This is a genomic window from Methanosarcina barkeri str. Wiesmoor, from assembly GCF_000969985.1.
GTDB classification, from domain to species: domain Archaea; phylum Halobacteriota; class Methanosarcinia; order Methanosarcinales; family Methanosarcinaceae; genus Methanosarcina; species Methanosarcina barkeri_B.
The window spans coordinates 309,254-336,188 of sequence record NZ_CP009526.1 but is presented as its reverse complement, the minus strand read 5'-3'; the positions used below and the strand labels follow the sequence as shown (position 1 = coordinate 336,188).

The window sequence follows — 26,935 nt, the reverse complement described above, 5'->3', positions numbered from 1 at the left end:
TTAATGCTATTGATTTCTCAGTTGAACCTCTTAAGTTCATCAAATACAAGCTACAGGAATTACCCTCTTAGAAAAGAAAAGAGATGTTTCGGAGCAATAAATCGGAAAAAAGAACAGAATAGTAAATGAAAACAGAATAGTAAATTAAGAAATTTTGCGAATTAAAGGTTACGTTTCCCTTTTATAAATAAAACACCTGAGATTTAGATCTTTACATTCATATTGATTGAAGCCTCTGCGATATCGCCGCTATATTCGGCTATTCTCCGGAGACTCTCCAGAACCATATTAATTTCAACGTTATCTGGATTTCCCACGTTCTCTGACTCCAGAGAAACTCCAAACTGAGAAACATTTTTGGCTTCCTTAACAGTTTTGTTGATCGTCTGCAAGTCTTCTTATGCTATTGAATCAATCAAACTCTTGAATAAGTAAATGGAGAGTTCAGCCATCTTGAAAATTGGATTATCAGGGTTAACTGCAGAATTCAGTCTTTGAGTATTTACAGCTATTCTGACTGCATGAGCTCCAATTCGCTCAATTATTTTCGTAATCAGTCTGTACTCCAGGCATTCTTGTGGATGTTGGATTCCTATAGTTTCAGAGAGCTTAATATCTTCAACTGCGGCGTTAAGTTGGCGGACAGAAAGAAAATAGAAACGATCTACATTATAATCTGCAACTAAAGGTTTTTTGTATCCCAGGCTTCAAGCACCACAATTCCAAAAAGCTTGTTTCCTCGCTACTCCTTTTATCAGAATAAGACTAACTAAGTTACAAATGATAGAAACCCCTTGCCTGTAATACGTGCTTAACGAGGTAAACCAACGATTATGAACCTGGTGCGTATGTGTGCAGTTTGGGTTATGATTAGTATAATTAGTCATTTTATAATTATATCTGGAAAATAGGGAAATCTCACGGAAAAACACTATTTATTGAGTAAATGTATGAGAATATTTGACCAAATAATATCTGCCTTTAATTATTATCAATTTCTTATTTATATTTCTCTTGTTTTTATATTTGCTGAATATGATATCTTAGTACAATTATGAAATGACTTTCACTTACTAAACAAACCATATAGGTTGTATGGGAATAATGGGGAACCAAGAGCTTGAAGCAAGCAAAGGTGAAGTTACATTTCTGAGCCATTCCCTTTCAAAGGGAGAAGAGGCATTTGAGAGCTGCCATATAAAAGGGGTTATCTTTGACTGCTATGAAACCCTCATTGATATTCATACCGAAGAACATAGCTTGGAGACATATCAAGTACTGAGCGAATGGCTAGCCTATCAGGGAGTAAAAATAAAGCCGGAAAAACTGTGGGAAACATATATGTTCAAGGTCAGGCAGAAGATGGAAAGCTCCAGGGAAAAATATCCCGAGATAAAGGTAGAGGAAATCTTTGCAGAGATTTGCAGGGAAAATTCAGTCTGGAAAATTGACGAAAATAGCTTGGGAGTAGAAACTTCAAGAGTCTTTCGGGCAGCTTCCATACGGAAACTCCGGGTTTTCCCTCAAAGCATAAAACTTATTGAGCACTGTATAAACCTCCCAAAATGTATAATATCCAATGGTCAAAGAGTTTTTTCCGAACTGGAACTCAGGTTTCTAGGGCTCCACGATTATTTTGACTTTGTTATCTTCTCATCGGATATAGGATATAAAAAACCTGACCTTAGGCTTTTCATGACTGCGCTTAAAAAGATGGGGTTTGAATTCGAACCCAAGTGTGTTATATCAATAGGGGACTCTAACGAAAACGATCTCGTGCCTGCAAAAAAGTTGGGAATGCGCACCATGCATATTGAGGAGGCATGGAAACAGTTCGGTTTGACGGAATAAAAGCCTATCCGAAAAGTTGTTACCTAGTATAACTTTTAAAATACGCAATATGCAAAACTGGACTAGACACTCGGATTTCATAGACTTAGTGTAACTTTTCAACATGCATTACTGACTTTTTCAACATGCATTACTGACTTTTCGGATGGGTTCTAAGTGAGAAAGTAGACACTGTTATAACACAAGTAATTTAGCAGAATCAATAATAAGAGCCGGCAAGGAAGTTGAATGCTTTCATCCCCCACCTGCCAGCTTCCGATTCTCACCGGAAGCTGGCGAGGAAGGGGACTTCACGCCTTAGGGTTAAAAATGGATTTTATAATTCTTTTTTGGCGAGAATAATATTAGGACTTACGCAATTGAACTAAAAATCAATAGCATCAGACCGTTAACTGTCTAAAACATGATTTCAACCCACAGTCTTTGCCATGATTGATTTTGTTCCTCAACTGCGTAAGTCATAAATATATGACCTTAATCCTAAAACTCAAAATTGGTTCCTTGAATCTCGAACTTTAAACGGTCTCTTGAATTTCTTGTAATGGAATATAATTTTGAAATTTTTGTTGATTTAAGAGGGAACTTGTTTTTGGGATAAACTCTATTTCTGAAAATATAGTAGTTTCAAACTGCTCTAGAGCGTTGAAACTTCCAAAATATATTAATCGTTTAATCATTTTTAAATTATTCTTACCTTTCTTTTTTGCCTGCATTGTTGTAATCTCTAAAAAACACAAATTAAAGAACCAGTATATCTAAAGCTAAAGTAAAAAATCAGTAATTATTATACGGGTTAATATATAATTAAGTTAGAGCGCAATTTTCGGAGACTCCGGAAAAAAGTAGAGGGCAACACTTCAATGGGAGCAAACTTTTGTATGTAAAAAGGGAATAGTAAACCCGAAGGAATAAAATAGTCTGAAGATAAGATGGGACTTTAACACGATAAAGAGATTCACACGATACAGAAAGTGACACGATACAAAAAATGACACAATACAGAAAGTGACACAGTAAAGAGAAAATCTATAATATCACAATTTTAGTTTCATATTTCTGCTGGAGGTAAGAAATATATGAGAGAAGGTCCGGACCCATTTGGGGTCAGAGACACAATTGAAACAGCTGCCGGAAAAGCTACGATTTACAGTCTGGGTAAACTGGAAGAAAAGGGCTATGAGGGAATTTCCCTGCTTCCTTACTCCATAAGGATCCTGCTGGAATCTCTGCTCAGGCATGCAGATACTGAAAAGCATATAATAACTGCTGAGGATGTGGAGGCTCTTGCTCGCTGGAGCCCGGAAAATATAAGTGACAGGGATATTCCGTTCATTCCATCAAGGGTGATCATGCAGGACTTTACAGGCGTTCCGGCTGTAGTAGACCTGGCAGCCCTCCGCTCGGCAATGCAGCGCCTTGGAGGCGATCCCGCAAAAATAAATCCTGTTATCCCTGCCGATCTTGTTATTGACCACTCGGTCCAGGTGGATTCTTATGGCACGGCATACGCTCTCGAGGAAAACGAGAAAAAGGAGTTTGAACGCAACACGGAACGCTATTCTGTCCTGCGCTGGGCCCAGAAAGCCTTTGACAATTTTAGAGTTGTGCCTCCAGGAAGGGGCATTATCCATCAGGTGAACCTTGAGTATCTGGCCCCGCTTGTGCATCTTAAAGAGAAAGATGGGGAGTTATTTGCATTTCCTGATACTCTTGTAGGGACAGACTCCCATACTACAATGATTAACGGAATTGGAGTACTCGGCTGGGGAGTAGGAGGCATAGAAGCCGAAGCCGTAATGCTCGGGCAGCCTTATTATATGCCTGTGCCTCAGGTAGTGGGCTTCAAACTTTACGGAAAACCTGCCCCTGGAGTTACTGCCACCGATCTTGTCCTGACAATTACGAAGATGCTTAGAAAAGAGGGAGTTGTCGGCAAATTCGTGGAATTTTACGGTCCCGGGTTAAATTCACTGAGTCTTCCGGACAGGGCAACGATCTCAAACATGGCTCCTGAGTATGGTGCAACCCTTGGAATTTTTCCGCCTGATGCTGAGACACTTGACTACCTGCGAAGAACTGGCAGGAGCAAAGAGCAGGTTGATCTTGTGAAAAAGTATATGGAAGCTCAGGGCCTTTTTTATTCAACTCATGATCCGGACCCTGTTTTCAGCACTACCCTGGAACTTGATATGAGCACGGTAAAACCCTGTCTTGCAGGCCCAAAGCGTCCTCAGGACCAGCTTTTCTTGAGTGAGGTACCTGAAAATTACCATGAAATTATGAAGCAGACCTTTATCCGAAAGAAAGAATCAGGGCTTGAACTTTCCCAGGATCCTGCTTACCAGCGCTGGATAGAAGACGGAGGAACGCCTTTTGAGGAACCTGAAACTCCTGGTGCAGAAGAGGAAATAAAGGAATCTTCGGAAAAATCTTTCAGGGTAACACATGGTTCCGTAGTGATTGCAGCAATTACTTCCTGTACCAATACCTCAAACCCTTCAGTTTTAATAGGAGCCGGGCTGCTCGCCAAAAGGGCTGTAGAAAAGGGCCTGCACGTCAAACCTTTTGTAAAAACAAGCCTTTCCCCAGGTTCTAGAGTAGCTACGGAATATCTGAAAGCTGCAGGCCTTTTGCCCTATCTCGAAGCCCTTGGTTTCCACCAGGTTGGTTACGGTTGTACAACCTGTATAGGAAACAGTGGACCTTTACCTGAAAAGGTTTCAAAAGAAATTAAGGAAAATGACCTTACTGTCGCAGCCGTACTCAGCGGAAACCGTAACTTCGAAGGACGGATTAATCCTCTTGTCAGGGCAAACTACCTTGCTTCTCCACCTCTTGTTGTGGCCTATGCAATCGCAGGTACCGTGAATATCAACCTCGAAACCGATCCTCTTGCTTATGATCCAAACGGGCGCCCTGTTTACCTCAAAGATATCTGGCCTGCAGAAAAGGAAATAAGGGCCGCTGAAAAGAACAGCATCAAACCTTCAATGTTCGAAAAAGAATATTCAGGTGCTTTAGAGGGCTCCAAACGCTGGAAAGAGCTGGAAGCTCCAACAGGTACTCTCTATGATTGGAACTCTATGTCTACATATATTCAGGAACCTCCATACTTCATGGACTTCCCACCTGCTCCACCTTCGCCTGCGGATATAAAGAATGCAAGAGTTCTGGCCCTTTTCGGGGACAGCATTACCACGGACCATATTTCCCCTGCGGGTGCCATTCCTTCAGACAGTCCTGCGGGCAGGTACCTGATTTCCTGGGGTGTGAGCCCTGAAGATTTCAATTCTTATGGGTCCAGGAGGGGTAACCACGAGGTAATGATGCGTGGGACCTTTGGGAATATTCGGCTCAGGAACAGGCTCGTGGGCAGGGAAGGAGGATGGACCGTATACCATTCCCGGAAAGAAGACTTCCCCGAGGAACCCTGTGAAGGAATCCCTATTTATGACGCAGCCATGCTTTATGCGGAAAATGATACTCCTCTGATCGTTATCGCAGGAAAGGAATACGGAACAGGCAGTTCCAGGGACTGGGCAGCTAAAGGTACGTTCCTGCTCGGAGTTAAAGCAGTTATTGCCGAGTCTTTCGAGCGTATTCACAGAAGTAACCTTGTCGGCATGGGAGTTCTTCCATTGCAGTTTAAAGAAGGCGAGAATGCCGATACTCTGGGCCTTACAGGAAAGGAAAGTTATGATATTCTGGGCATTGAATACATGGAACCACAAGGAGAACTTACTGTAAGGGCAAAAGACGAAGATGGTAATGAAGTTCAGTTCCAGGTAACTTTGAGGCTGGATTCGGCTGTAGAAGTCGAGTATTACCTGAACGGTGGAATTTTGCATAAGTTCCTGCGGGATTCCGTGAAGAAAAATTAATAGGGTAGTAGTATTTGAATTAGACAAAGAATCTTTTTGAAAAGGTTTTGCAGGATTTACCTAAAACTTCCTGCTTTTTTGCAACCTTTTCTTTTCTTGGGTCGGAAAGAGAGTTATAAAAGAGTTATTTTAATTCTTACAGATATTTTAAGGAAAACTTTATTCTGAAAAGAGCACATTTCATTTTTAATATAATCGAGAGGTTTAAGGCCTTAGATCCTTAATGTCAAAAAAATTATTATAAGAACCCTGAGATATAATTTCAACAAATTTAATATACTTATTCGACGATAATAGGAATGCATTGTCACCCTATTTTTGGGTCTTGTAAGACCCTTCGTGTTAAATTTTCCGTATATAATTAGAGGATTCCCCAAACTTCAAAGTTTTTTGAAAATCCTCTTGGCATAACTGTGAGGTATAAAATGAGTAAAAATATCTGTTTCATCGATGGGTTGGAGGGCATTCTGAAATACAGGGAGATAGACATTAACCAGCTGGTTGATCTTCCCTATGATGCCGTTTCCTATCTGCTTATCCTCGGAGATCTCCCCGGAGATCAGGAACTTGCCGAGTATTCAGCCTGCTTGCATGGGGAGCGTGAAGTCAACAGGGAGGTGATAGATGTTATCCATATGTGCAATTTCAACATTGACTCTATAGAAGCGCTGCGTACAATTGTTTCTTTTATATCACAATTCGATCCGGACATCAACGACAGCTCTCCTGAAGGAAACATGAGAAAGGCCACAAGGTTAATTGCCAAGATACCAACCATAGTTGCTGCGTATTATAGAATCGCAAACGGAAAAGAACCTGTACCTCCGGATCCATCCCTATCACACGGAGCTAACTTCCTGTATATGTTAAGAGGAAACAAACCAACTCAGTTGGAGGCTGAGGTCATGGAAAAAGACTTCATCCTCAGCGCCGAACATGAACTAAATGCCTCTACTTTTTCTTCAAGAGTTACCGCCTCTACTCTTTCAGATCTCTATTCTGCTGTTGTTTCCGGACTCTGCACCCTTAAAGGCCCTCTACATGGAGGGGCAAGGGCAGAAGTCACAGCCATGATCGAAGAGATTGCTTGCCCAGAAAATGCGGAGAATTATGTCCTTGATAAGCTGAGTAAAAAAGAAAAAATTATGGGCTTTGGACATAGAGTTTACAAAACTTACGATCCTAGAGGCATGATATTCAAGCAGCTTGCTAAACAACTCGCAGAAGCAAAAGGAGATATGCACTGGTACAACATTGCCGAGGTAGTAGAAAACACTGTTATCCGTGAACTTGTAGAAAAGAAAGGAAAGCCAATCTATCCTAATGTTGATTTCTATTCTGGAGTCATTTACAAATATATGGATATTCCCCCTCAACTTGCAACATCAATCTTCGCAATCGGCAGGGTCTCAGGCTGGATAGCTCACTGCTTTGACCAGTACGAGAAGAAAAAGATCATAAGGCCCAGAGCTTTCATGCTTGACGAATGCTAAGATGACTTTTCAATCAAGTTTTTTTGAAAAAGGTTTGCGTTACCAACCATTGAGCTGCAACCGTTATGATGTTGATTTCTTCGTTGCTAAGATTTTCGGTCAAGCCTTTTTTGAAAAGGCTTGTGCTGCAACCGTTATGCCTGTTGATCACACCGACTATGTCGTTACTGGAGTTTTCGCTCAAGCCTTTTTTGAAAAGGGTTGCGGGAAAGCAGTTTTTTGAAAAGGCTTGTGCTGCAACCGTTGCACCGGTTGCTCACTCTGTTTCTTGGGGTTTTCGCTTAAGCCTTTTTTAGAAGTTATTCTTAAAAAACTTGTCAGACAATCTTTTTATCATCTGAAAGCTTTCTGATATCCAGATACCCATGAGTTTTAGAACTTTTATCAACCAGTTAAAAGAAAATGGAAAACTGGTAGAAATTCTCCAACCTGTGTCCCCGAGGTTTGAAGCTTCAAAAATTGCAAAAAACACAAAATCTCCCGTTCTCTTTCATGATATTTCAGGTTCAAAAGTCATAATGAACCTGCTCGGGTCAAGGGATGAACTGTCCTCCATGCTCGGAGTTCCTAAAGAAAAAATTATAAAGAAACTTTCGGAAGTTTCTCCTGAAGGGGAAGTACGGCTGGTGTCAGAATCTCCAACGTTTGAGGTCATAGAAGATCAGGTTGATCTGACAAAACTTCCTATCCTCACGCATTTTGAAAAAGATGGAGCCCCTTATATAACGGCAGGAATTGTAGTTTCCGAGTATGGAGGTACGATTAATGCTTCTATTCATCGGCTTATGCTAGCAGGAAAAGATAAACTTGCAGTTCGGCTGGTTCCTCCAAGGCATACTTATCTACTACACAAAAAAGCCGCTGAAAAAAGTGAACCTCTGCCTGTTGCAATTGTACTTGGCTGCGACCCAACAATTATTTACGCGACTTCGACAAGGGTCCCTGTAGGAAAAGAGTTTGAATACGCAGCCGCCCTGCGAGGAGCTCCTGTTGAACTTTTTGAGTGTGCAAACGGGGTAAAAGTCCCTCATGCGGAGATTGTGCTTGAAGGTTATATCGACCCCAGAGAGAGGGTTGATGAAGGGCCTTTTGTTGACATAACCGGAACCTACGATGTGGTAAGAAAAGAGCCCGTTATCCATATCACTCGAATCATCCATAGAAAAGACCCGATTTATCATGGAATTCTGCCAGCCGGCCCTGAGCATCTTCTGATGATGGGAGTACCTTACGAGCCAAGGATTTACAGGGCTGTGGGAGAGGTTACTACGGTCAAAAACGTTGTGTTGACCGAAGGAGGATGCTGTTATCTCCATGCAGTTGTTCAGATTGAGAAGCAGACTGAAGGAGATGGAAAAAACGCTATCATGGCAGCCTTTGCCGCCCATACAAGCCTTAAGCATGTAGTGATTGTGGACGAAGATATAAATATTTTTGACCCGAATGATGTTGAGTTTGCAATTGCTACCAGGGTAAAAGGAGATATGGATATTCTTATTATACCCAATGTCCGGGGTAGTTCCCTTGATCCACGAGGAGCTCCTGACGGAACGACCACAAAAGTGGGAATTGATGCTACAAAAGTGCTCGTAGAAAAGGAAAATTTTGAAAGGGCAGTAATTCCGAAATAATTCCGGAAGAATAGGTAAAAATTATTTTAAGCATCTGGCAATTACCGAGTGAATTTCAATGTATCTTACAAAAGAAGAAGAGCAAATCCTGAATGGAGAAGCCGGGGAGACTCTAAGGCAGGCTATTGAAATCCTGGTGGCTCTTGGAGACATTTACGGTGCGGACAGGCTTATCCCAATCAAAAGCGCCCAGATAGCAGGGGTTTCCTACAAAACTATGGGCGATGCAGGTCTTGAATGGATTTCAGACCTGAAAGGAAAGGTTAAGGTTCCTGCAATTCTGAACCCTGCCGGAATGGATCTGCAAGACTGGGAAAGGCTCAGGATCTCGCCCGAGTTTGCGGAAAAACAAAAATTGATTGTCCAGGCATACGAAAAACTGGGAATTCGGTGTGAGTGTACATGTACGCCTTATACTCTCGAGGGATTCGATGTCGGTTATGGTGACCACCTGGCATGGAGCGAATCGTCAGCTGTCTCCTATGCAAATTCCGTAATTGGGGCCAGGACTAACCGGGAAGGTGGGCCATCAGCTCTTTCTGCGGCACTCCTCGGGAAAACCGCAAACTATGGATTCCATCTGGATGAAAACCGTGTGCCTGAGATTTCATTTGATGTAGAGTGTCCACTGAGTGGATCGGATTACGGTGCGCTCGGTTATGTAGCTGGGAAACTTGCAGGGAGTAGGGTGCCTGTTTTTCATATAAGGAGTACTCCGGATGCGGATGAGTTAAAAGCACTAGGAGCTGCAATGGCAGCTTCGGGAGCAGTTGCTCTTTACCACGTAAAAGGAGTCACGCCTGAGAATTGCAGGGTGGAGTTTGAAGAGCCGTCAGAAAAAATAACTATTGAGAAAAGCCAGATTGACGAGGTTTATGAGAGCCTGAAAAAAGCCTGTAAAGAACCCGAATTGATAACCATAGGGTGTCCTCACTGCTCGGCAGCGGAACTTGAAAAAGCAGCCAAACTCCTGAGAGGAAAAACGGTTTCAAAAGAATTCTGGATCTTTACCTCAAGGGAACTTGCAAAACGCTATCCTGAGTATGTCGGGACCATTGAAGAAAGTGGAGCTAAGGTTGTCTGTGATACCTGCATGGTAGTATCTCCTGCTACCAACAGCTATTCCTGCGTCATGGTAAACTCAGGAAAAGCACTTGCTTACGTGCCAGGGATGTGCGGAGCTGAAGCTGTATATGGAAGTATGGAGGCCTGTGTCAAGGAAGCAGTAGGCGAAGCAGCAAAGAAGGTAGTAAAGAAGGCAGGTGATTCCAATTAAACTTAAAGGCAGGACGATTTCAAGAGGATGTGCAAAAGGAGAAGTACTACTCTCCAGAGACCCAATCTCCTTCCTTGGCAATGTAGACCCAAAAACCGGGGTCGTAATTGAAGAGAATCACGCCCTTGAAGGAAAATCAATCCAGGGTAAAGTTCTTGTTTTTCCTCACGGAAAAGGCTCTACAGTTGGCTCGTATGTTATGTATCAACTAAAGAAAAACGGCACTGCGCCTGCAGCAATAATAAATCTGGAAACCGAACCCATAGTTGCAGTCGGAGCTATTATTTCCGAAATCCCTCTTGTTGATATGCTTGAGAAAAACCCTTACGAAGTATTAAATAATGGAGACCTTGTTCTGGTTAACGGAAGTAAAGGATATATTGAACTTTTCAAACAGGAAACCATTAAAACTGAAAACGAGAAAAAATGAAAAATAACTAGCAAACGAAAAATGGTTATTTAAGTCCTGAAAGCTGTAAGGGTAAAATTGAACTGATAAACCCGAAAATTAAGTTTTAAGATAGGAGATAGGAACTCCAAAATGAACCAGGAAAACCATAATAAAGGCAAGGGAATATTCAATGCCGAAGAAACGGTCTCGCGTTTATATCCTTACATAGTTAGGGTATTCGACGTTTATGAGGTCCAAAATTCCGGTGAAGCTCTTTACTTCTTTGGAACTCCTAGAACCAATACCGAAAATATTACAGGAGAACTCTGGGAACCTTTACAGCAATTTGGGTTCGGATGTACATTGAAGTATGAGCTTGGAGAATATGTACTACTGGTTTTTCCTGAAAAGAAGGCAAAGGAAAAGACCTGGATAAACCTTGTCCTTTTCATAGCAACCTTTTTTACAACCATGGTTTGCGGAGCCTGGATGTCAGGAGCAGACCTCGAAAACGATCTCTTTCAACTTTTCCGAGGCTTACCATTTACCCTTGCGATAATGGCAGTTCTTGGTTCTCATGAGATGGCTCACTATGTAATGGCTAGATACCATGGGATGAAGGCATCTCTTCCGTATTTTATTCCTTTTCCGACTTTTATTGGCACTATGGGAGCGTTAATTCGCTATAGAGGACCTGTACCCAGTCGAAAAGCACTTTTTGATGTGGGAGTTGCAGGGCCACTGGTAGGTCTGTTCATGTCAGTCGCGGTTACAGTAATAGGACTTAACCTTGAGGCATCTGCAGTAAATCCCTTTTCGAAGTTTGTAATGCCTAGCGGCCTGCCTCCACTTTTCGTGTTTATCCAGAACCTTGTAGGAGCTACAGGAGAAAACCTTCATCCCGTAGCCTTTGCAGGCTGGGTAGGAATGTTCGTGACCCTGCTCAACCTCCTTCCTGCAGGACAACTTGATGGTGGGCACATCCTCAGGGCTATGCTGGGTAAGAAAGCGGAAAAGATTTCGTTTATGATGCCACGTGTCCTGTTTCTGATAGGGCTTTATGTAATTTACTGGCTGAAGGAAGATGGATTTATATGGATTTCCTGGGCTCTTTTCCTCTGGATTTTTGCTGCGATAGGGCATCCGTCTCCCCTGCATGATGAAGTCGAACTGGACAAAAAACGCATCTTGTTAGGGATCATTACCTTTATCCTGGGCTTACTTTGCTTTACTCTGATACCTTTTAAGCCAATTCCCTGAAAGAGCCTGGATTTCTAAAAAACGGAGGAGAAAATAATGAATGTGCACTTCCGGTACAGCAAGAAAAACTCTTACAGCTTCGCAGTCCTTTCGCCTTTACTGCCTGAAGCTGGTTTTGTAGACAGGCCTGTAGACGGGATCATGATCTACAGTTTTACAACGCGCCAGGCAGCAAAAGTATTTACGGAAGTAAAAAATGCAGGCACGGATTCGATTTTTATTGCTGGAGGACCTCATCCATCCGGCGCTCCAGAAGAAACGCTCGAATACTTTGACTATGTTGTGATCGGGGAAGGAGAGGAAACCCTTCCGGAACTGGTGGGAATGATCCAGGAAAAGGGAGATCCGCGAAAAGTACCTGGCATTGCATACAGAGATGTAAAAACAGGCAAGGTTGCCAGAACTCCGAAAAGACCCTATGCAAATCTTGATTCCTATCCTTGCTTTGACCCTCATAAACTCCGGGCTCCCATTGAAATTAGCAGGGGATGTCCCTGGGGCTGCAAATACTGCCAGACTCCAAGGCTTTTCGGAAGAGAAGTCAGGCACAGAAGCGTAGATTCCATTGTGAAAAATGCGGGATACTATAATGATCTTCGCTTTATAGCCTCCAATGCCTTTGGTTACGGCAGTGATGGAATTCACCCCAGGTTTGATAAAGTGGAAAAATTGCTTTCTGCACTTCATAAACTGCCTGATAAGAAAATCTTTTTCGGGACTTTTCCTTCGGAAGTGCGTCCTGAATTCGTAACCGACGAATCGGTTGAACTCGTGAGAAAATATTGTGCAAACAATAGCCTTAGCCTTGGGGCTCAGTCCGGCAGTGACCGAATTCTAAAGGAGATCCACAGGGGGCATACTGTTAGAGACAGCATTTCAGCAGTTGAGTGCTGCCTGGAACATGGAATTGTTCCCGCTGTTGATTTCATTTTTGGCCTTCCCACTGAAGCCGAAGAGGACCAGGAAAAAAGCCTTGACCTTGTCCGCTGGATCTGCAAGAAAGGAGGTACTGTAAGGGCACATTACCTGACCCCCCTGCCAGGAACTCCATATGCATCGGCTGTCCCCTCAGAAGTAAGTGACCGAGTAAGGCGAGAGCTTGGAAAACTTGCCCTTGGGGGCAAACTTACTGGATACTGGGAAAAACACCAAAAATTTGAAAAAAAGTAAAATTGAAGGGATAAGATTAAAGGCCGATATATGTATTCCAGTATCGGCTTTGAAACCAAATCTTATTGTTCTGGATTCAATAAATTCCTTGAGACGTTTGAGCACAATTTATTTATCTTTGAAATTTACGCACACGTTATCTACTCTTATTTTGTTACTATCTTCTCCTATCAACTCCATAACCTGAATTCGAGATTTAGTCCAGAGTTTCAGTTCACATTTAATAGTTCACGTTTAATTTTTATAATAAGTTATAGTTATACTTGGTTTGACTGAGTCTACACTTTTCAAATTTATCTGTTGGTCTTGCACTTTCGATTGATCTTGTACTACCGGCTGTTCCTTTAATCAAACAATACTTAGAGCTTTTACTAAATTCTCAGTTTAGAATGTATACGCTTTGAGCTTAGGAGGCTCTTATACTGACATACTTATATAAGGGAGAACCTTTCATTTTTAGTCCCATATGTAATAAAGGAGTTAATGTATTTATAATTTGTTGCTACTAATCTAAAATTAAAGCATACTAATCAATGAAAATATTCATTTGAGTTCCAAAGCCTTTCCAGGGGAAAGTTTAACCAAAGGCTCAAAGTGGTGCAAGTCTTTTAAAAAAGTTTGAGCAAAAACTGCTCAAAATTTGAGTTTAAGGATTTTATCTCCAATCCCTATCCGGCGTGATCACAAGCCTTTTCAAAAAACTGCTTTCCCGCAACCCTTTTCAAAAAAGGCTTGAGCGAAAACTCCAGTAACGACATAGTCGGTGTGATCAACAGGCATAACGGTTGCAGCACAAGCCTTTTCAAAAAAGGCTTGACCGAAAATCTTAGCAACGAAGAAATCAACATCATAACGGTTGCAGCTCAAAGGTTGTTCAAAATGGGATTTGAAGGCCAAGTTTAGGGAAAGATTCAGGACTCATTTGGGAGTTGAAGCTTTTTCTGCTCTTATGACCATTTGCATGCCTTCCTGCATGAGTTTTTCAGCTCGTTCTTGCTTCTTTGCTTCGGCAAATATTCGGAAAATCGGTTCTGTACCCGAGGGGCGGATAAGAACCCAACCGTCTTCGTACCAGGTTTTGACTCCATCGATAGTGTCCATCTTAAGTCCGAGGCCTGAAGCTTCATGTTTTACTCTTTCTATTGTGGCCTGCGTATTTACAGAGGGAACTTTGGTTTTTGCGTTGAAGTACTGAGGAACACTCTTAGCAAGCTCGGAAAGCTTTTTCCCGCCAGCCAGGATTTCAAGGATTTTGGCACAGGCCATTGCTCCGTCCCTACAGTATTGATGTTTGGGGAAAATAAGGCCTCCATTGCCTTCGCCTCCGAAGACTGCATTTACTTCCATCATCTTTCGGGCGACGTTGATGGAGCCAACTGCTGTCCAGTAAAGCTCAACACCTTCTTCTTTTGCTACGTCGGCCATCCGCTGTGAGGAGCTAACAGGAGTTACTATAGGCCCTTTTTCGCGTTCAAGCATATATTTTGCCATCATGGCAAGCAGAACCTCTTCATTTAAGAATTCGCCATTTTCATCTATAAAGACTATCCTATCCGCATCTCCATCGTGAGCTGCTCCAAAATCGGCACCGGTTATTTTCACAAGTTTGGAAAGCTCGGTTAAAGCATCAGGTGTTGGCTCAGGATTTCGCCAGGGGAAGGTCCCGTCGGGTTGCGCTCCAAGAGTCAGCACATTGCAACCCAGTTCTCTGAGCAGGAAGGGGAGAGTGAGTGAACCTGCTCCAGAACCTGTATCAATGACTACCTTGAGTTTGCGGCTGCGAATCTTTTCGGCATCTACTGCATTGATAACATTTCTGATATAATAGTCGTTAACTCCTGGATCAACCCTGAAACTTCCAGTCTTCTCCCAAGATACAATGGAATATTTTCCAGAGGAGTAAATTTTTTCTATCTCTCTTTCTCCATCCCTGGGGAACTCCGTACCATCTCCAGCAATTAACTTGATTCCATTATATTGTCTTGGGTTGTGAGACGCAGTAATAACGATCCCCGCATCGGCGTGATCGCGCACATAGTACTGAATAGAAGGAGTAGGAAGCGTTCCCACGTCAATTACATTCAGACCTGTTGAAAGAGCCCCAGCGATTGCGGCAGACTTCAGCATCTGACCTGAAATCCGAGTATCACAGCCTACAGCAACCGTGCCTTTTGAACCCATATATGTACCAAGGCTTCTGGCTAAATTGACTGCTAGCTCTGGAATTATATATTCATTGGCGATACCACGTACACCATTAGTTCCGAATAATGCCATGTAAGATCTCCATCTTTGTAACTTAAATGAAAATTCTGCCGTTCAGGCAAATCTACTCTTTAATTTGGATTATTATAACAAACAAATCTCTAATATGAAACAAAGTTCTGGTAATAAAAACATTACAACGATTTCAGGATGCCACTGTTTTGAGAAGATTCTCAAACTCAAAAACAGTGCCCGTTATGTAAAACCATAAATCCCCTCTGTCGGCTGTTTCAAGTTGCCTGATTATAGGGCTGGCAAATACATATATCTTATTAGCTAAAAACCCGTTATTAATGGCCATTGAAAAGATAGAATTGATAAAGGAAGCCATAAAAGCCAGAGAAAGTGCGGTCATCGCATTTTCAGGAGGGGTAGACAGTGCAACTCTTGCAGCCCTTGCTTTTGAGGTACTTGGAGAAAAGGCTCTTGCCGTAACCATAAATTCCCCACTTTTTCCAAAGAAACAACTTGAAACAGCTGTCGAGACAGCCTGCGAGATAGGAATTGAGCACAAAATACTCTCTTTCTCTCAGTTAAGTCTTCCTTATTTTTCTGCAAATACATTAAACAGGTGCTATTTCTGTAAAAAGGCTCTGCTTGAAACCCTGCTCGATTTCGCGGAGAAAGCAGGATATAATGCTGTACTTGAGGGCACTAATTCCTCTGAAATACACGGAGAAAACCGTCCGGGATACAGGGCAGTACAGGAAGCCGGAGAAAAGATTTATTCTCCTTTCGTGGAATTTAACGTGACAAAAGATGAAATAAGGGAAGTTGCTTCTAAACTTTCTCCCTCAGCAGCCAGCCGGCCTTCTGCAGCCTGTCTTGCCACCCGTATTCCCTACGGGCAGCCAATAACTGCAGAGACTCTCCAGAAAATCGAAAAAGCCGAAGAATTTCTTTTTTCTCTGGGTTTTACCCAGTTCAGGGTCAGGGCGCACGAAAATCTTGCCCGGATAGAAATTATTCAGAATGAGCTGGAAGATGCTTTGCTGAAAAGAGAGAAAATTTCACGGCGTTTGAAATCCCTGGGCTTTGACTACGTGACTCTTGATCTTGAGGGCTTTCGGAGCGGGAGCATGGATGAACCTTATACCTTGAAGAAAACCTGATTGACAGATGAAGACAGCCTGAATACCAGAAAATAACTAAGGAACAAAGGAAATTATGAGAGAGATCCGTATCCGAAAAGCCAGAAAATCAGACCTGCTGGCAATTCAGAGGTTACTATCAACTTACTTTCTTGATATGGAAGGACTTGGACCGGAAGATTTTGTGCTGGCTGAAATCGATGGAAAAATTACAGGATGTGCTGCCCTTATAAGATCCGAATTCCACGGTAAAGATTTTCTGGAGATTCATTCTATTGCAGTCCATCCGAACTTCCGGGGAAAAGGGGTTGGGACCAGGCTTGTTAAGTATCTTCTAACAACTATTAGAGACCAGTGCTGCGACTTGTATGTCAGGACAACTGCCCCTATTTTTTTTGAAAAGCTAAATTTTACAAAAATAGATAATACTGAAAAGTTATCCCTCTGGAAAGATTGCAAAAATTGTGAGCATTTTGATAAGTGCACGCAGCATGCAATGAAATATTCTTGCAAGTGTTGAATTTCCAGCTCAATTATTAAGTCTTCATTCCTAAATATTGACCTGTATCTCGATGTAAATTATTTAGTGTCTTCCTATTATGAAAATCGAGAAAACAAGAGTCTTTTTCCCATGTATTAGTTTTTGATTAATCGTTCCTCTATTAGTCGAATTTGTATGTAATTTTTACGATTTTATTTTCTATGACCTACGAAGGAATGAAAAAGAGTTCAATGGTATTTTATATAGGGCCATCATTTTCTTTAACCGGACAACTATTGGAAATAACAGAGAATTTAAGTGAAGTAATTTTTAATGTTTTCCGGGTTGCTTAGTAGTGGTGGCCAGTTGCAAGCAGGATCAATGCTTAGTTTACCACTGCTCTATTTCGCCAACTCCTGGGAATAATAAGCACTAAAAGAAATGGAAAAGAGGAAGAAAAAGTGAAAAAGAAAGAAAAAGCGTACTCAATAGCTTTAGTTTCAACATTTATAATTTTATTTTTGATTTTTGTTTCATCCACGGCATCGGCACTCGCGCATATAATAGATAATAACACCACATTGAGCACCCCACCGGAGGTCAGCAGTGGAGCAGGCGATCCCTCAGATGACCAGATTCCGTCCGATGAGTTATCTACCGAAGAAACTGATACAGCCACGGAATCTATACAAGCTGCTGAGCTCAAGATCACTGAAAAGCGTATTACCACTAATAATTTCGAGCAGTCTGACCCTGTTATTTATGGTAACAAAATCTTGTGGTATGATGAACGCAATGGAAATGGGGATATCTATATGTACGATCTTTCTACTAAAAAAGAAACTCAGATATCTATTATTGATGCAGAAGGGACATTTGCTCCTGCAATCTACGGTGACAAGATTGTCTGCATGGGTTATCGCGGTGAACCCTATGAAGGTTACGACATTTATACGTACGATATTTCCACTAAAAAGGAAAAAAGGATAACTGACGACTCAGCAGTTTTCTCTGCTCCTGCAATATACGGGGACAGAATAGTGTGGGAAGATAATCGCCGATATGGATCCACTGGAATGGACGATATCTACATGTACAACTTATCTACTTCCAAGGAAACCCGGATCACTAATAGCGGATCTGCAAACTATCCTGCTATCTACGATAACAGGATAGTATGGGTAGACTCTCGCAATGGATATACTGATGTCTACATGTACGATATATCTACTAAAAAGGAAACTCAAATTACTAACAATGAATCAAAGAAGATGTATTCTGTTATCTGCGGTGACAGAATAGCGTGGATGGATAATCGTAATGGAAGCTGGGATATCTACATGTATGATCTTTCCACTAAAAAGGAAACTCCGATCACAAATCATGAAACTACCTGCTATCCTGAAATCTATGGTGACAGAATAGTGTGGTCTGATGGTCGCAATGGAAACTGGGACGTCTACGTGTACGATCTAGCCACTGGTCAGGAATGGCACACTACTGATAAATCAGATCAGTACGATCCAGAGATCTATGGTGACAGGATAGTATGGACAGATCTGCGCAATGGAAATCGCGACATTTACATGGGTACCCTTTCGAAAAGCTCTCCAGTTGCTGCATTTTCTGCAGCTCCAACTACAGGAAAAGCACCACTGAAGGTTAAGTTTACTGACACAAGCACAAGGACACCTGCTAAATGGATATGGGACTTTGGAGACGGATCAAAGTCATTCCACCAGAATCCAACTCACAAGTATTCAAAAGCAGGAGTATATACTGTTAGCTTAACAGCAAAGAATGCTGCAGGTAGTAACACGGTAACAAAAACAGAATATATAAAAGTGATAACAAAACCAGTTGCTGCCTTTTCAGCCTCTTCTACTTCAGGAAAAGTACCACTGAAGGTTAAATTTACTGACACAAGTACAGGAATACCTGCTAAATGGAAATGGGAATTTGGAGATGGGTCAAAGTCATACCACCAGAATCCAACTCATAAGTATTCAAAAGCAGGAGTATATACTGTTAGCTTAACAGTAAAGAATGCTAAAGGCAAGAACACGGTAACAAAATCAAAGTATATAACCGTGACATCAAAACCCGTTGCTGCCTTCTCTGCATCTCCAACCTCAGGAAAATCTCCATTAAACGTTAAATTTACTGACAAAAGTACCGGATCACCAACGAAATGGAAATGGGATTTTGGAGACGGAACAAAGTCATTCCATCAGAATCCAACGCATAAGTATTCCAAAGCAGGAAAATACACAGTAACCCTCAAAGTAACCAATGCGGTAGGCATCAACACAGCAACAAAATCAAAGTATATAACCGTGACAGGAACTTCGCAAGCTCCGACTGCGGATTTCTGGGGCTGGCCATTATCAGGAAAAGCTCCGCTAAAGGTAAAATTTACGGAGACGAGCAAAGGATCACCAACGAAATGGAAATGGGATTTCGGAGATGGAAAATATTCAACAGAAAAGAGTCCAACACACACATATTCAGCAGCAGGAACTTACACGGTTAAACTCATAGCAACAAATGAAGCAGGAAGTAGTACAAAATCAAAATGGAAATATATAAAAGTGGCAAAGTGACTGCAACTTTGAAAACGGTTGTAATTCTTCTGGGTTCTTCAGTCCCAGGTAAAGATGCAAAATGCAGTAATACAAAAGTCATTTATGGATGTCACAGTATCTAAAAAATGAAATCGTAAAACCCGTTGCTGCATTTTCTGCATCTCCTACCTCAGGAAAAGCTCCATTAAATGTTGCCTTTACTGATAAAAGTACGAGGGTGCCGACTAAATGGAAATGGAGTTTTGGAGACGGAACAATTTCAAGAGAACAGAATCCAGAACTCAGTATTCACAGAAACGAGATAAAAGATCAAATCTAAAGGGTAGTTAGTGCCCGCAACGAAATAACCTATGCAACTTGTAATTTATTGTAACTTTGGTTGGCGACCTTGATAGTGAAAATCAAAATACCCAATCGGGAATGTGCATAGATTATTCTGTTACTGAGCCTTAGGATCATCAATCAAATCTGACAAAAAGGCGAAAGTAATCCTTCTGTCAGATTTGAGAATTCCTTTTTTACAATTTAAAATAGCTGGTCTTAAAATTCAGCTCTTTAGCTTTTTTAAGCTAACTTGAGGTGCTCTTCGCACTTTTCCCACATTTTGGGCCAATGCATCCAATATTAAAAAATTCCAAGGTATTTTATACAGGATCTTAGCATTCATTTAATAACCATTCCAATTAGTTGGGGTTTTAAACAAGAAATTTTTGTATTTTTCAGTTTTCTGGCAATGGTAATCTATTGCAATCAAAATCGATGCTAGATATATCAATGCCTGGTTTCAGCAATTGTTTAGAACAATAACACTGAAAAATGGAAAAGAGGAAGAAAAATGAAAAAAAAAGAAAAAGCATATTCAATAGCTTTAGCTTCAACATTGATTATATTTTTAATTTTGGCCTCATCTGCGACAGCGGTACCGATTAATGGAAGAGATCACAAATTCACCGTACCAGAAATCACCGGCGGATCAGGAGACTCTTCCACTGACACAGTTGTTTTAAATAAGTTATCTACAGAGGGAAATGCTACAGCCCCAGAATCTATACAAGCTACCGCGTTAAAGCTCACTGAAACTCCAATAACTACCAATAAATTTGAACAGTGGGATCCTATTGTCTATGATAACAGGATAGTGTGGTATGATAATCGTAATGGAAACTGGGATATCTACATGTATGATCTCTCCACTAAAAAGGAAACTCAGATCACTACAAATGTATCAGATCAGTATAGCCCCTACATTTATGGTAACAGAGTAGTATGGGTCGATGAGCGCAATAGAAACCCTGAGGATTTCAGTGGGAACTCCGACATTTACATGTATGATCTCTCTACTAAAAAAGAAACTCAGATCACAAACAATGAAGGATATCTATGGAGCTCCTCAATCTGCGGTGACAAGATGGTCTGGACAACTTGTCCCTACGGTGACCTCTCTGATTTGTACGATGTTTGTATGTACGACATCTCCACTAAAACGGAAAAAATGATAACCGACAATGGATACTCATATTATCCTGCAATCTACGGTAACAAGATAGTATGGGTAGACTATCGCAATGGATATACTGATGTCTACATGTATGATATTTCCACTAAAAAGGAAACTCAAATTACTAACAATGAATCAGAGAAGATGTGTCCTGCTATCTACGGCGACAAAATAGTATGGATGGATTCCCGCAACGAAAACTGGGATATCTACATGTATGACCTTTCCACTAAAAAGGAAACTCAGATCACCACCGGTCCATCAGATTCACTTTATCCTGCAATCTACGGTGACAGAATCGTGTGGAATAATAATCGCAAAGGAAACTGGGACGTCTATGTGTACGATCTAGCCACTGGTCAGGAATGGCACACTACTGATAAATCAGATCAGTACTATTCTGCAATCTACGGTGACAGGATAGTGTGGACAGATATGCGTAATGGAAATCCTGATATCTACATGGGTATTCTTTCGAAAAGTTCTCCGGTTGCTGCATTTTCTGCATCTCCAACTACAGGAAAAGCTCCATTAAATGTTGCCTTTACAGATACAAGCACCGGTTCCCCAACTTCCTGGTTCTGGAACTTTGGAGATGGATCAAAGTCATTCCTCCAGAATCCGATCCACAAGTATTCCAAAGTAGGAAAATATACTGTTAGCTTAACGGTAAAGAATGCGGCAGGCCGCAACACGGTAACAAAAACAGATTATATAAATGTAGTAACAAAGCCGGTTGCTGCATTTTCGGCATCTCCGACTTCCGGAAAAGCACCATTAAATGTCGCTTTTACTGATAAAAGTACAGGAATACCGACTAAATGGAAATGGAGTTTTGGAGACGGAACAATTTCAAGAGAACAGAATCCAAAACATCAGTATTCACAGGAAGGAAACTATAAGATTACACTTAAGGTGACCAATGTTGCAGGCAGCAGTACTGTAACAAAAACAAATTACATAAAAGTGACAACAAATACAAGACCAGGTATATACTCTAAAAGCGAAATAAATCCTTAAACCGAAAAACGGGATAAAAGATCAAGGTTAAAAGGGGATGTATGATCTTTGATCAAATCTGACAAAAAAGCGAAAGTAATCCTTTTGTCAGATTTGAAAATCCTTTTTTGTAATTTTTAACAACTGATCAAAAATCCAATTCTTTAACTTATTCTAAGCTACTTTGAGATGGTCTTCGAACCATTCATATTTTGTTGTAAAGATATTTAATATTAAAAAATTTCAATGTGGTTTATACAGGATTTAGCATTCACTCAATAATTATTCTAATTAGTTGGGGTTTTAAACAAGAAATTTTTGACACTTTCTCAGTTTTTCGAACAATGGCATAACCAGTAGCATGAGGAATATCAAACTCTCTAAACATAGTCTGACACTATTTGATAAATTTAAATATGTAAATGGTATATATTAATATATGAAATTTTTTAACATAGCTTTTGGGACAAAACATCTGTTTCATAATAAATGTAAATACAGATCGAGGTGTGCTGGGTATAAAAGATGATTCTTACACATGTACAAAAACATTGGATAAAAACTACTGTGGAATTTATAATCATTTTTTACAAGAAGCATCTGAACTTTTAAACACAGAACTATAATAAGATTATTCAGAGTTATTAGGTTACGTTAACAAACTTCTGTTTTTTGTTTTTCTGTGAATTAAATTGTAAAATATCAATCTGAAAAACAGGAGCTTTATTCCCTTTTATCGTATTTGAAGGCCGTGATTTTAAATTCGGTCTAAGTAACTGACGATTCAAGGAATTATTAAACCCTAAAAACTTAAGAAAAATCACTAAAAGTTGACGAAACATTATTTTACGAAAAAGAATAATGAAGCATCTTATGCTCACCCTTGGGATAGTAAATACCTACGATAAAATCAAAGTTCTAGATGCGCATTATCGGGCAATTGCGAGAGCTGCTCCGATCTGCCATGCTTTTGGATTCCACCTAGCCCTTTACGATTTTCCTTTCAAGATGACTGCAGAAGAACTGGTAGCTTATGTGATGGAAAAAACCACAATAGGAGAATCGGGAAGTTATCTCAAAATTCTTTATGAAAAAAACTACCTGTCAGTATCCGATCTTCCAAAAAAAGGATTCCCTTCCCAGTTTGGGGAAATCGTAATCACTACCTCAAAACCTGATCCAAAAAGACAGGTTCCGCCCATAAAGATTGCCGAGGAAGCTCTTCGAAACCGCTCATTTCTGTTTCTTGTAGGACTCGGACACAAGGGGCTTCCAAAAGAGCTTTTTGAAAGAGGAAGATACCATCTTGACATTACCTGCAAAGGGCTTTCTCTTGAGACCTGTACTGCTATAGGGGCAATCCCGGCACACCTTTCAGGGCTCATGGTAAATTTTGAAACTAAAAAATGAACTCGTGTGAGAAATTGACAAAGTTAAAAAATTGTAACGTTAAAAAAATTGGGAGTTCTTCCAATCGTTTGATCAAAAAATTTGACTCATTTAAAAAAAGTTCAGTCGGATCTAAAAGAAATTCCGGAACCAATATATATTACGATTGACAATTTATACTTGTTGTGGGTAAGAACAACGCTTGCTGCGCTGTTGTGGGGTTTTTAGCCCAGATGAAATAGAATTCTGGCCTGCTCTCAGGTTTTATCCAGAACAATTGAGGTTCTGAGCCTTATTGCAGGAGTTTGTCCACAGGGAATTGGAGAATGACTTTGATTGAGCTTCCCTGGAGGGACTGAGAATTCTAACCTGCATTCAATTGCCGCTCCCGAAAAGGCTGGAAACTTTAATCAGAATTGCAGGGCTCTCGTATCCACAAGGACTACTATGACCTACATGTAAGCGCGGGTTTTGAAGAGACAGGAGGAAATTTTATGAGTGAATTAACGCATGAACACAGAAAAAGAAAAGAATATAGACGTAAAAGCCAGGAAAATGGTTATCATGCCGTTGTAAAAGGCTGTACCGATAACCTGGACTCAGATGAACTAGACCTTTACCGCTTTATGATAGGCGGGGTGCAGGGTAAATAACCTGCAAAACCTTTTTTAATTTCTCGTTCCTAAAAAAGAAGCATGTACGACGTATATGCGGTTCGTGAAGATTTCCCTGTTCTTAAAGAAGTCGTGTACCTTGACAGTACGGCAACTACTCAGACTCCGATACCTGCAGTTGAAGCTATGGTCGAGTACTTTTATAGGTATGCTGGCAATCACGGAAGAGGAGCCCACCGTCTGGCCAGGGAAGCTACAAACCGCTATGAAGATGCAAGGGAAACAGTTGCACATTTCCTGAATGCAGAGCCTTCAAAGACCGTTCTTACGAAAAATACCACTGAAGGAATCAATCTCATTGCAAACAGTTACCCGTGGGAGGCTGGAGACCATATCGTTACAACTGTGCTCGAACACCATTCTAATCTCCTGCCCTGGCTGCGCCTGCAGAAAAAAGGAGTAAAAGTTACGATTGTAAGTCCGGACAGTAAAGGAAAAATCGATATCTCTTCGATAGAGAAAGCTTTTACTGAAAAAACCAGATTGGTGGCCATAAACCAGGTTTCAAATGTCTTCGGTTCCGTCCAGGATGTAAAAAACATTACTAAACTTGCCCATCGATACGGCATAAAAGTCCTGGTAGACGGGGCTCAATCTGCAGGACATATGCCGGTCAGCCTTAAAGACCTTAACTGTGATTTCTTTGCAACTGCGGGACATAAAGGCTTGCTTGGACCGCAGGGCACTGGCGTTCTCTATATCAAAGAACCAGATGTGCTCGATAGTGCTTCAGTGGGAGGAGGTACGGTTTCGGATGTTGAAGGATATACTTACGTGCTGGAACCTTCTCCGGCCTGTTTTGAAGCCGGCACTCCGAATATTCCTGGAGTTATAGGCTTAGGAAGAGCAGTCGAATATGTAGAAAAAATAGGGGTGCCGAAAATTGAGGCACATGAAATAAAGTTGTCCAGGGAAACTGCAAAAAGGCTCTCTGAACTTGAGCATGTAGAAGTATATGGGCCTGATGACAGGGCAGGGATAGTACCGTTTAATGTAAAAGGGCTTCATGCCCACGATGTTGCCCTGATCCTTGACCAGACAAGAAAAATCTGTGTAAGGAGTGGGCATCACTGTGCAATTCCAACCATTCGCTTCCTGAATGTAGACAGCACTGTAAGAGCTTCTTTTGCACTCTATAATACCGAAGAAGAGGTAGATATACTGGTAAATGCAGTTGCAGGGCTTAAGGCACTCGTCTCTTAAATTCCCGTGTCCCGTCATCCTAGTCCCGTCACCCGAGTCCCGTCTCGGGAGGACGGAGCCCTTTTCGCTCGCTCCGCTTCGCTCAAGAGGGCTAAATTGCAGTGATATGGTTTAAATCAATACACAATTTTCAAGATGTCTACTCTTCATGAAAACTTCTCGGACAGTCTCAAAAGCCATTCAACAAGGAAATCGTTCAAGTTCAGCTTTCCTGTGATCAATAATTGAAATTGATGAATCTAATAACCGTTGCTTGAATTTGTATACCAGTAAATTTGGTTTTGGAATAATAATCGGATTGTAGGCACTTGTGGTGCAAAATCAGGCACAAAAGACATTGATGTAAAATATATGTTTTAGATCCTTGAAGGGTAAAGACATATTGATTTCTTGGTTCAACCGCATAAGTCCTAAATAATATGAAAACTCAGTGAGGAAAGTGGTTAAAACTATGTCAGAAGTTAATTTTAATTCTAAGGCTTTTACATATGCAGATAATGCATTGGTTCAAAAATCAGCCTCTGAAGTCCTCTTAAATTTATTATCAATTCAACCTGAAGAAGATGTACTTGATATAGGCTGTGGGCCAGGTCATATCACAAAAAAAATTGCAAAAATTACTAACGGATCTGTACAGGGGATCGATGTTTCTCAAGGTATGATAGAACAGGCAATAAGCTCCAACAAAGATCTTCCCAACTTAAAATATTCTGTCATGGATGCTGAAAATCTTGAACTAAATACAAAATTTGATGTTATTGTGTGTAACTCGTGTTTTCAGTGGTTTCAAAAACCAGACCAAGTATTAATGCGTTGTTTTAATGTGCTTAAGGAAGGAGGTAGAATAGGGATACAGGCTCCAGCTACTCAATCTTATTGCCCTAACTTTATTTCAGCAATAGAAAAAATCCGTATGCATCCATATACACGAGAAGTATTTAATCACTTTAAAAGCCCATGGTTTTTCTTTGACAGCAAGGATGAATATGAGCAACTTTTTAGAAATCATGGATTTGATATAATTTATAGCGAACTTCGTGAAGAGTCAAATCTCTTTTCTGTTGAACAGGCGTATAAAATATATCAATCAGGAGCCGAAAACGGTTACTTGAACCAATCTTATTACACTGTAACTTTGACAGATAATTATATTAGTACATTTCGTGAATTAGTTAAAGAAGCTCTTCAAGAACAGGCAGATAATTCAGGAATGATTAACTTAAAGTTTGAAAGAATCTATTTAGTTGCTAAAAAACAATGAATTTCTAGCCTTCTAATTATTGCATGACTACGTAACTTGTTGTGCCTCTAAGTGTCGAGTCAAACGTGAAATATCGTATAAAACCAATTATAACTACTCGGAATTAGTGAATCCTTGATGGTTGACTCGACACTAAGTTATTGGACCGAAATTCTGAACATCAATAATTTCCTTTAAACTCCGCATGTGATCCGTTATTTTTTCGTCCACTGATGGAGTTTTTTGGAATCAGTTTCTATTTTTGGGGCCGATATTCAGGAAAGATATCCAAGTTTTTAGAATTTTTTTCTGAGGAATGTAGAGTCCAAAAAATACTGTATCTCTGTTTCACTAAAGTAATGCTTGCAGGTTTTACATTTAAGAAGTTCATAGTTATTTTTACCGCATCTTTCTTCGAGGACTATATTCCTTTGATTTTCATTCCATAATCAGGACAATCTTTATTCAATCCCCAAACTTATGAGAAATCTTTTTTGGAAGTTCAAGGACACGACCAATTTTTAAGTTGTAAATAAATTTATTAAACTTTTTTAAGT

General features: G+C 40.7%; 23 protein-coding genes. 20 read left to right on the top strand and 3 right to left on the bottom strand.

What is annotated here, in order from left to right; genetic code table 11:
• Positions 1-203: 203 nt before the first annotated feature.
• Positions 204-392, bottom strand: a complete 189-nt coding sequence (locus MSBRW_RS23145) for a hypothetical protein (protein ID WP_052305860.1) — start codon at positions 390-392, stop codon at positions 204-206.
• Positions 393-1,104: 712 nt separating this feature from the next.
• Between MSBRW_RS23145 and MSBRW_RS01515 the strand changes: the two genes are divergently transcribed.
• A complete protein-coding gene (locus MSBRW_RS01515) occupies positions 1,105-1,851 on the top strand; it encodes an HAD family hydrolase (RefSeq protein ID WP_011305741.1) in 747 nt (248 codons plus the stop codon).
• Positions 1,852-2,366: 515 nt separating this feature from the next.
• Here the strand turns inward: MSBRW_RS01515 and MSBRW_RS01510 are convergent.
• Positions 2,367-2,564, bottom strand: coding sequence for a hypothetical protein (locus MSBRW_RS01510; protein WP_048102574.1), 198 nt, complete (start codon positions 2,562-2,564; stop codon positions 2,367-2,369).
• Positions 2,565-2,927: 363 nt separating this feature from the next.
• Here MSBRW_RS01510 and acnA point away from each other — a divergent pair, with 363 nt between their 5' ends.
• The 9 genes from acnA (at position 2,928) to MSBRW_RS21635 (ending at position 13,856) form a co-directional block, all read left to right on the top strand.
• Entirely contained in the window at positions 2,928-5,732 is a 2,805-nt protein-coding gene (gene acnA / locus MSBRW_RS01505; RefSeq protein WP_011305742.1) for an aconitate hydratase AcnA, read from the top strand.
• A 425-nt stretch (positions 5,733-6,157) separates the two neighbouring features.
• Complete coding sequence (locus MSBRW_RS01500) at positions 6,158-7,225, top strand: citrate/2-methylcitrate synthase (protein WP_011305743.1); 1,068 nt, start codon at positions 6,158-6,160, stop codon at positions 7,223-7,225.
• Positions 7,212-7,448: a hypothetical protein gene (locus tag MSBRW_RS22815; protein ID WP_048102576.1), complete on the top strand. Its 237-nt coding sequence runs from the start codon at positions 7,212-7,214 to the stop codon at positions 7,446-7,448. The genes MSBRW_RS01500 and MSBRW_RS22815 overlap by 14 nt, the downstream gene beginning before the upstream one ends.
• Positions 7,449-7,590: 142 nt before the next feature.
• Positions 7,591-8,856 (top strand): UbiD family decarboxylase, encoded by a 1,266-nt coding sequence (locus tag MSBRW_RS01490; protein WP_011305744.1) that lies wholly within the window; start codon positions 7,591-7,593, stop codon positions 8,854-8,856.
• Positions 8,857-8,914: 58 nt separating this feature from the next.
• The gene (locus MSBRW_RS01485; protein ID WP_011305745.1) at positions 8,915-10,132 is read left to right on the top strand and encodes an aconitase X; all 1,218 of its coding nucleotides are present in this window, start codon (positions 8,915-8,917) and stop codon (positions 10,130-10,132) included.
• Positions 10,119-10,562: a DUF126 domain-containing protein gene (locus tag MSBRW_RS01480; RefSeq protein ID WP_011305746.1), complete on the top strand. Its 444-nt coding sequence runs from the start codon at positions 10,119-10,121 to the stop codon at positions 10,560-10,562. The genes MSBRW_RS01485 and MSBRW_RS01480 overlap by 14 nt, the downstream gene beginning before the upstream one ends.
• 111 nt (positions 10,563-10,673) lie before the next feature.
• On the top strand, positions 10,674-11,783 hold the full coding sequence (locus MSBRW_RS01475) for a site-2 protease family protein (protein WP_011305747.1): 1,110 nt from the start codon (positions 10,674-10,676) through the stop codon (positions 11,781-11,783).
• Positions 11,784-11,819: 36 nt separating this feature from the next.
• Positions 11,820-12,953 carry a TIGR04013 family B12-binding domain/radical SAM domain-containing protein gene (locus tag MSBRW_RS01470; protein ID WP_011305748.1) on the top strand — a complete coding sequence of 378 codons (1,134 nt, stop codon included), beginning with the start codon at positions 11,820-11,822 and terminating at the stop codon, positions 12,951-12,953.
• Positions 12,954-13,685: 732 nt separating this feature from the next.
• Positions 13,686-13,856, top strand: coding sequence for a hypothetical protein (locus MSBRW_RS21635; RefSeq protein ID WP_155398081.1), 171 nt, complete (start codon positions 13,686-13,688; stop codon positions 13,854-13,856).
• Positions 13,857-13,871: 15 nt separating this feature from the next.
• Here MSBRW_RS21635 and glmM read toward each other — a convergent pair whose 3' ends face one another.
• Positions 13,872-15,230, bottom strand: coding sequence for a phosphoglucosamine mutase (gene glmM / locus MSBRW_RS01460; protein ID WP_011305749.1), 1,359 nt, complete (start codon positions 15,228-15,230; stop codon positions 13,872-13,874).
• 281 nt (positions 15,231-15,511) lie between these two features.
• Here glmM and larE point away from each other — a divergent pair, with 281 nt between their 5' ends.
• From larE to MSBRW_RS01420, 10 genes are all read left to right on the top strand, one after another.
• On the top strand, positions 15,512-16,330 hold the full coding sequence (larE, locus tag MSBRW_RS01455; RefSeq protein WP_011305750.1) for an ATP-dependent sacrificial sulfur transferase LarE: 819 nt from the start codon (positions 15,512-15,514) through the stop codon (positions 16,328-16,330).
• 55 nt (positions 16,331-16,385) lie between these two features.
• Positions 16,386-16,829, top strand: coding sequence for a GNAT family N-acetyltransferase (locus MSBRW_RS01450; RefSeq protein ID WP_011305751.1), 444 nt, complete (start codon positions 16,386-16,388; stop codon positions 16,827-16,829).
• Positions 16,830-17,251: 422 nt separating this feature from the next.
• Positions 17,252-19,393 (top strand): TolB family protein, encoded by a 2,142-nt coding sequence (locus MSBRW_RS20670; protein ID WP_011305752.1) that lies wholly within the window; start codon positions 17,252-17,254, stop codon positions 19,391-19,393.
• Positions 19,394-19,481: 88 nt separating this feature from the next.
• Positions 19,482-19,694, top strand: a complete 213-nt coding sequence (locus MSBRW_RS01440; RefSeq protein ID WP_011305753.1) for a PKD domain-containing protein — start codon at positions 19,482-19,484, stop codon at positions 19,692-19,694.
• Positions 19,695-20,210: 516 nt separating this feature from the next.
• Complete coding sequence (locus tag MSBRW_RS01435) at positions 20,211-21,893, top strand: PKD domain-containing protein (protein ID WP_011305754.1); 1,683 nt, start codon at positions 20,211-20,213, stop codon at positions 21,891-21,893.
• Between the two features lie 840 nt (positions 21,894-22,733).
• Positions 22,734-23,282 carry a DUF531 domain-containing protein gene (locus MSBRW_RS01430; RefSeq protein ID WP_011305755.1) on the top strand — a complete coding sequence of 183 codons (549 nt, stop codon included), beginning with the start codon at positions 22,734-22,736 and terminating at the stop codon, positions 23,280-23,282.
• A gap of 315 nt (positions 23,283-23,597) precedes the next feature.
• Positions 23,598-23,723 (top strand): hypothetical protein, encoded by a 126-nt coding sequence (locus MSBRW_RS23750; RefSeq protein WP_268990278.1) that lies wholly within the window; start codon positions 23,598-23,600, stop codon positions 23,721-23,723.
• A 32-nt stretch (positions 23,724-23,755) separates the two neighbouring features.
• Complete coding sequence (locus tag MSBRW_RS21630) at positions 23,756-23,914, top strand: hypothetical protein (RefSeq protein WP_155398080.1); 159 nt, start codon at positions 23,756-23,758, stop codon at positions 23,912-23,914.
• Between the two features lie 42 nt (positions 23,915-23,956).
• Positions 23,957-25,138, top strand: a complete 1,182-nt coding sequence (locus MSBRW_RS01425; protein WP_011305757.1) for a cysteine desulfurase — start codon at positions 23,957-23,959, stop codon at positions 25,136-25,138.
• A gap of 451 nt (positions 25,139-25,589) precedes the next feature.
• Positions 25,590-26,399 (top strand): class I SAM-dependent methyltransferase, encoded by an 810-nt coding sequence (locus tag MSBRW_RS01420; protein ID WP_048102578.1) that lies wholly within the window; start codon positions 25,590-25,592, stop codon positions 26,397-26,399.
• Positions 26,400-26,935: the final 536 nt, after the last annotated feature.

What these genes read in the sequence shown, in the direction of transcription:
- acnA (WP_011305742.1), top strand. Translation starts at nt 2,928, where the DNA reads ATGAGAGAAGGTCCGGACCCATTTGGGGTCAGAGACACAATTGAAACA.
- MSBRW_RS01470 (WP_011305748.1), top strand. Translation starts at nt 11,820, where the DNA reads ATGAATGTGCACTTCCGGTACAGCAAGAAAAACTCTTACAGCTTCGCA.
- MSBRW_RS01510 (WP_048102574.1), bottom strand. Translation starts at nt 2,564, where the DNA reads ATGCAGGCAAAAAAGAAAGGTAAGAATAATTTAAAAATGATTAAACGA.
- MSBRW_RS01490 (WP_011305744.1), top strand. Translation starts at nt 7,591, where the DNA reads ATGAGTTTTAGAACTTTTATCAACCAGTTAAAAGAAAATGGAAAACTG.
- larE (WP_011305750.1), top strand. Translation starts at nt 15,512, where the DNA reads ATGGCCATTGAAAAGATAGAATTGATAAAGGAAGCCATAAAAGCCAGA.
- MSBRW_RS01475 (WP_011305747.1), top strand. Translation starts at nt 10,674, where the DNA reads ATGAACCAGGAAAACCATAATAAAGGCAAGGGAATATTCAATGCCGAA.
- MSBRW_RS01485 (WP_011305745.1), top strand. Translation starts at nt 8,915, where the DNA reads ATGTATCTTACAAAAGAAGAAGAGCAAATCCTGAATGGAGAAGCCGGG.
- glmM (WP_011305749.1), bottom strand. Translation starts at nt 15,230, where the DNA reads ATGGCATTATTCGGAACTAATGGTGTACGTGGTATCGCCAATGAATAT.
- MSBRW_RS01425 (WP_011305757.1), top strand. Translation starts at nt 23,957, where the DNA reads ATGTACGACGTATATGCGGTTCGTGAAGATTTCCCTGTTCTTAAAGAA.
- MSBRW_RS21630 (WP_155398080.1), top strand. Translation starts at nt 23,756, where the DNA reads ATGAGTGAATTAACGCATGAACACAGAAAAAGAAAAGAATATAGACGT.
- MSBRW_RS01450 (WP_011305751.1), top strand. Translation starts at nt 16,386, where the DNA reads ATGAGAGAGATCCGTATCCGAAAAGCCAGAAAATCAGACCTGCTGGCA.
- MSBRW_RS01430 (WP_011305755.1), top strand. Translation starts at nt 22,734, where the DNA reads ATGAAGCATCTTATGCTCACCCTTGGGATAGTAAATACCTACGATAAA.
- MSBRW_RS01440 (WP_011305753.1), top strand. Translation starts at nt 19,482, where the DNA reads ATGTCACAGTATCTAAAAAATGAAATCGTAAAACCCGTTGCTGCATTT.
- MSBRW_RS01420 (WP_048102578.1), top strand. Translation starts at nt 25,590, where the DNA reads ATGTCAGAAGTTAATTTTAATTCTAAGGCTTTTACATATGCAGATAAT.
- MSBRW_RS01515 (WP_011305741.1), top strand. Translation starts at nt 1,105, where the DNA reads ATGGGGAACCAAGAGCTTGAAGCAAGCAAAGGTGAAGTTACATTTCTG.
- MSBRW_RS01500 (WP_011305743.1), top strand. Translation starts at nt 6,158, where the DNA reads ATGAGTAAAAATATCTGTTTCATCGATGGGTTGGAGGGCATTCTGAAA.
- MSBRW_RS01435 (WP_011305754.1), top strand. Translation starts at nt 20,211, where the DNA reads ATGAAAAAAAAAGAAAAAGCATATTCAATAGCTTTAGCTTCAACATTG.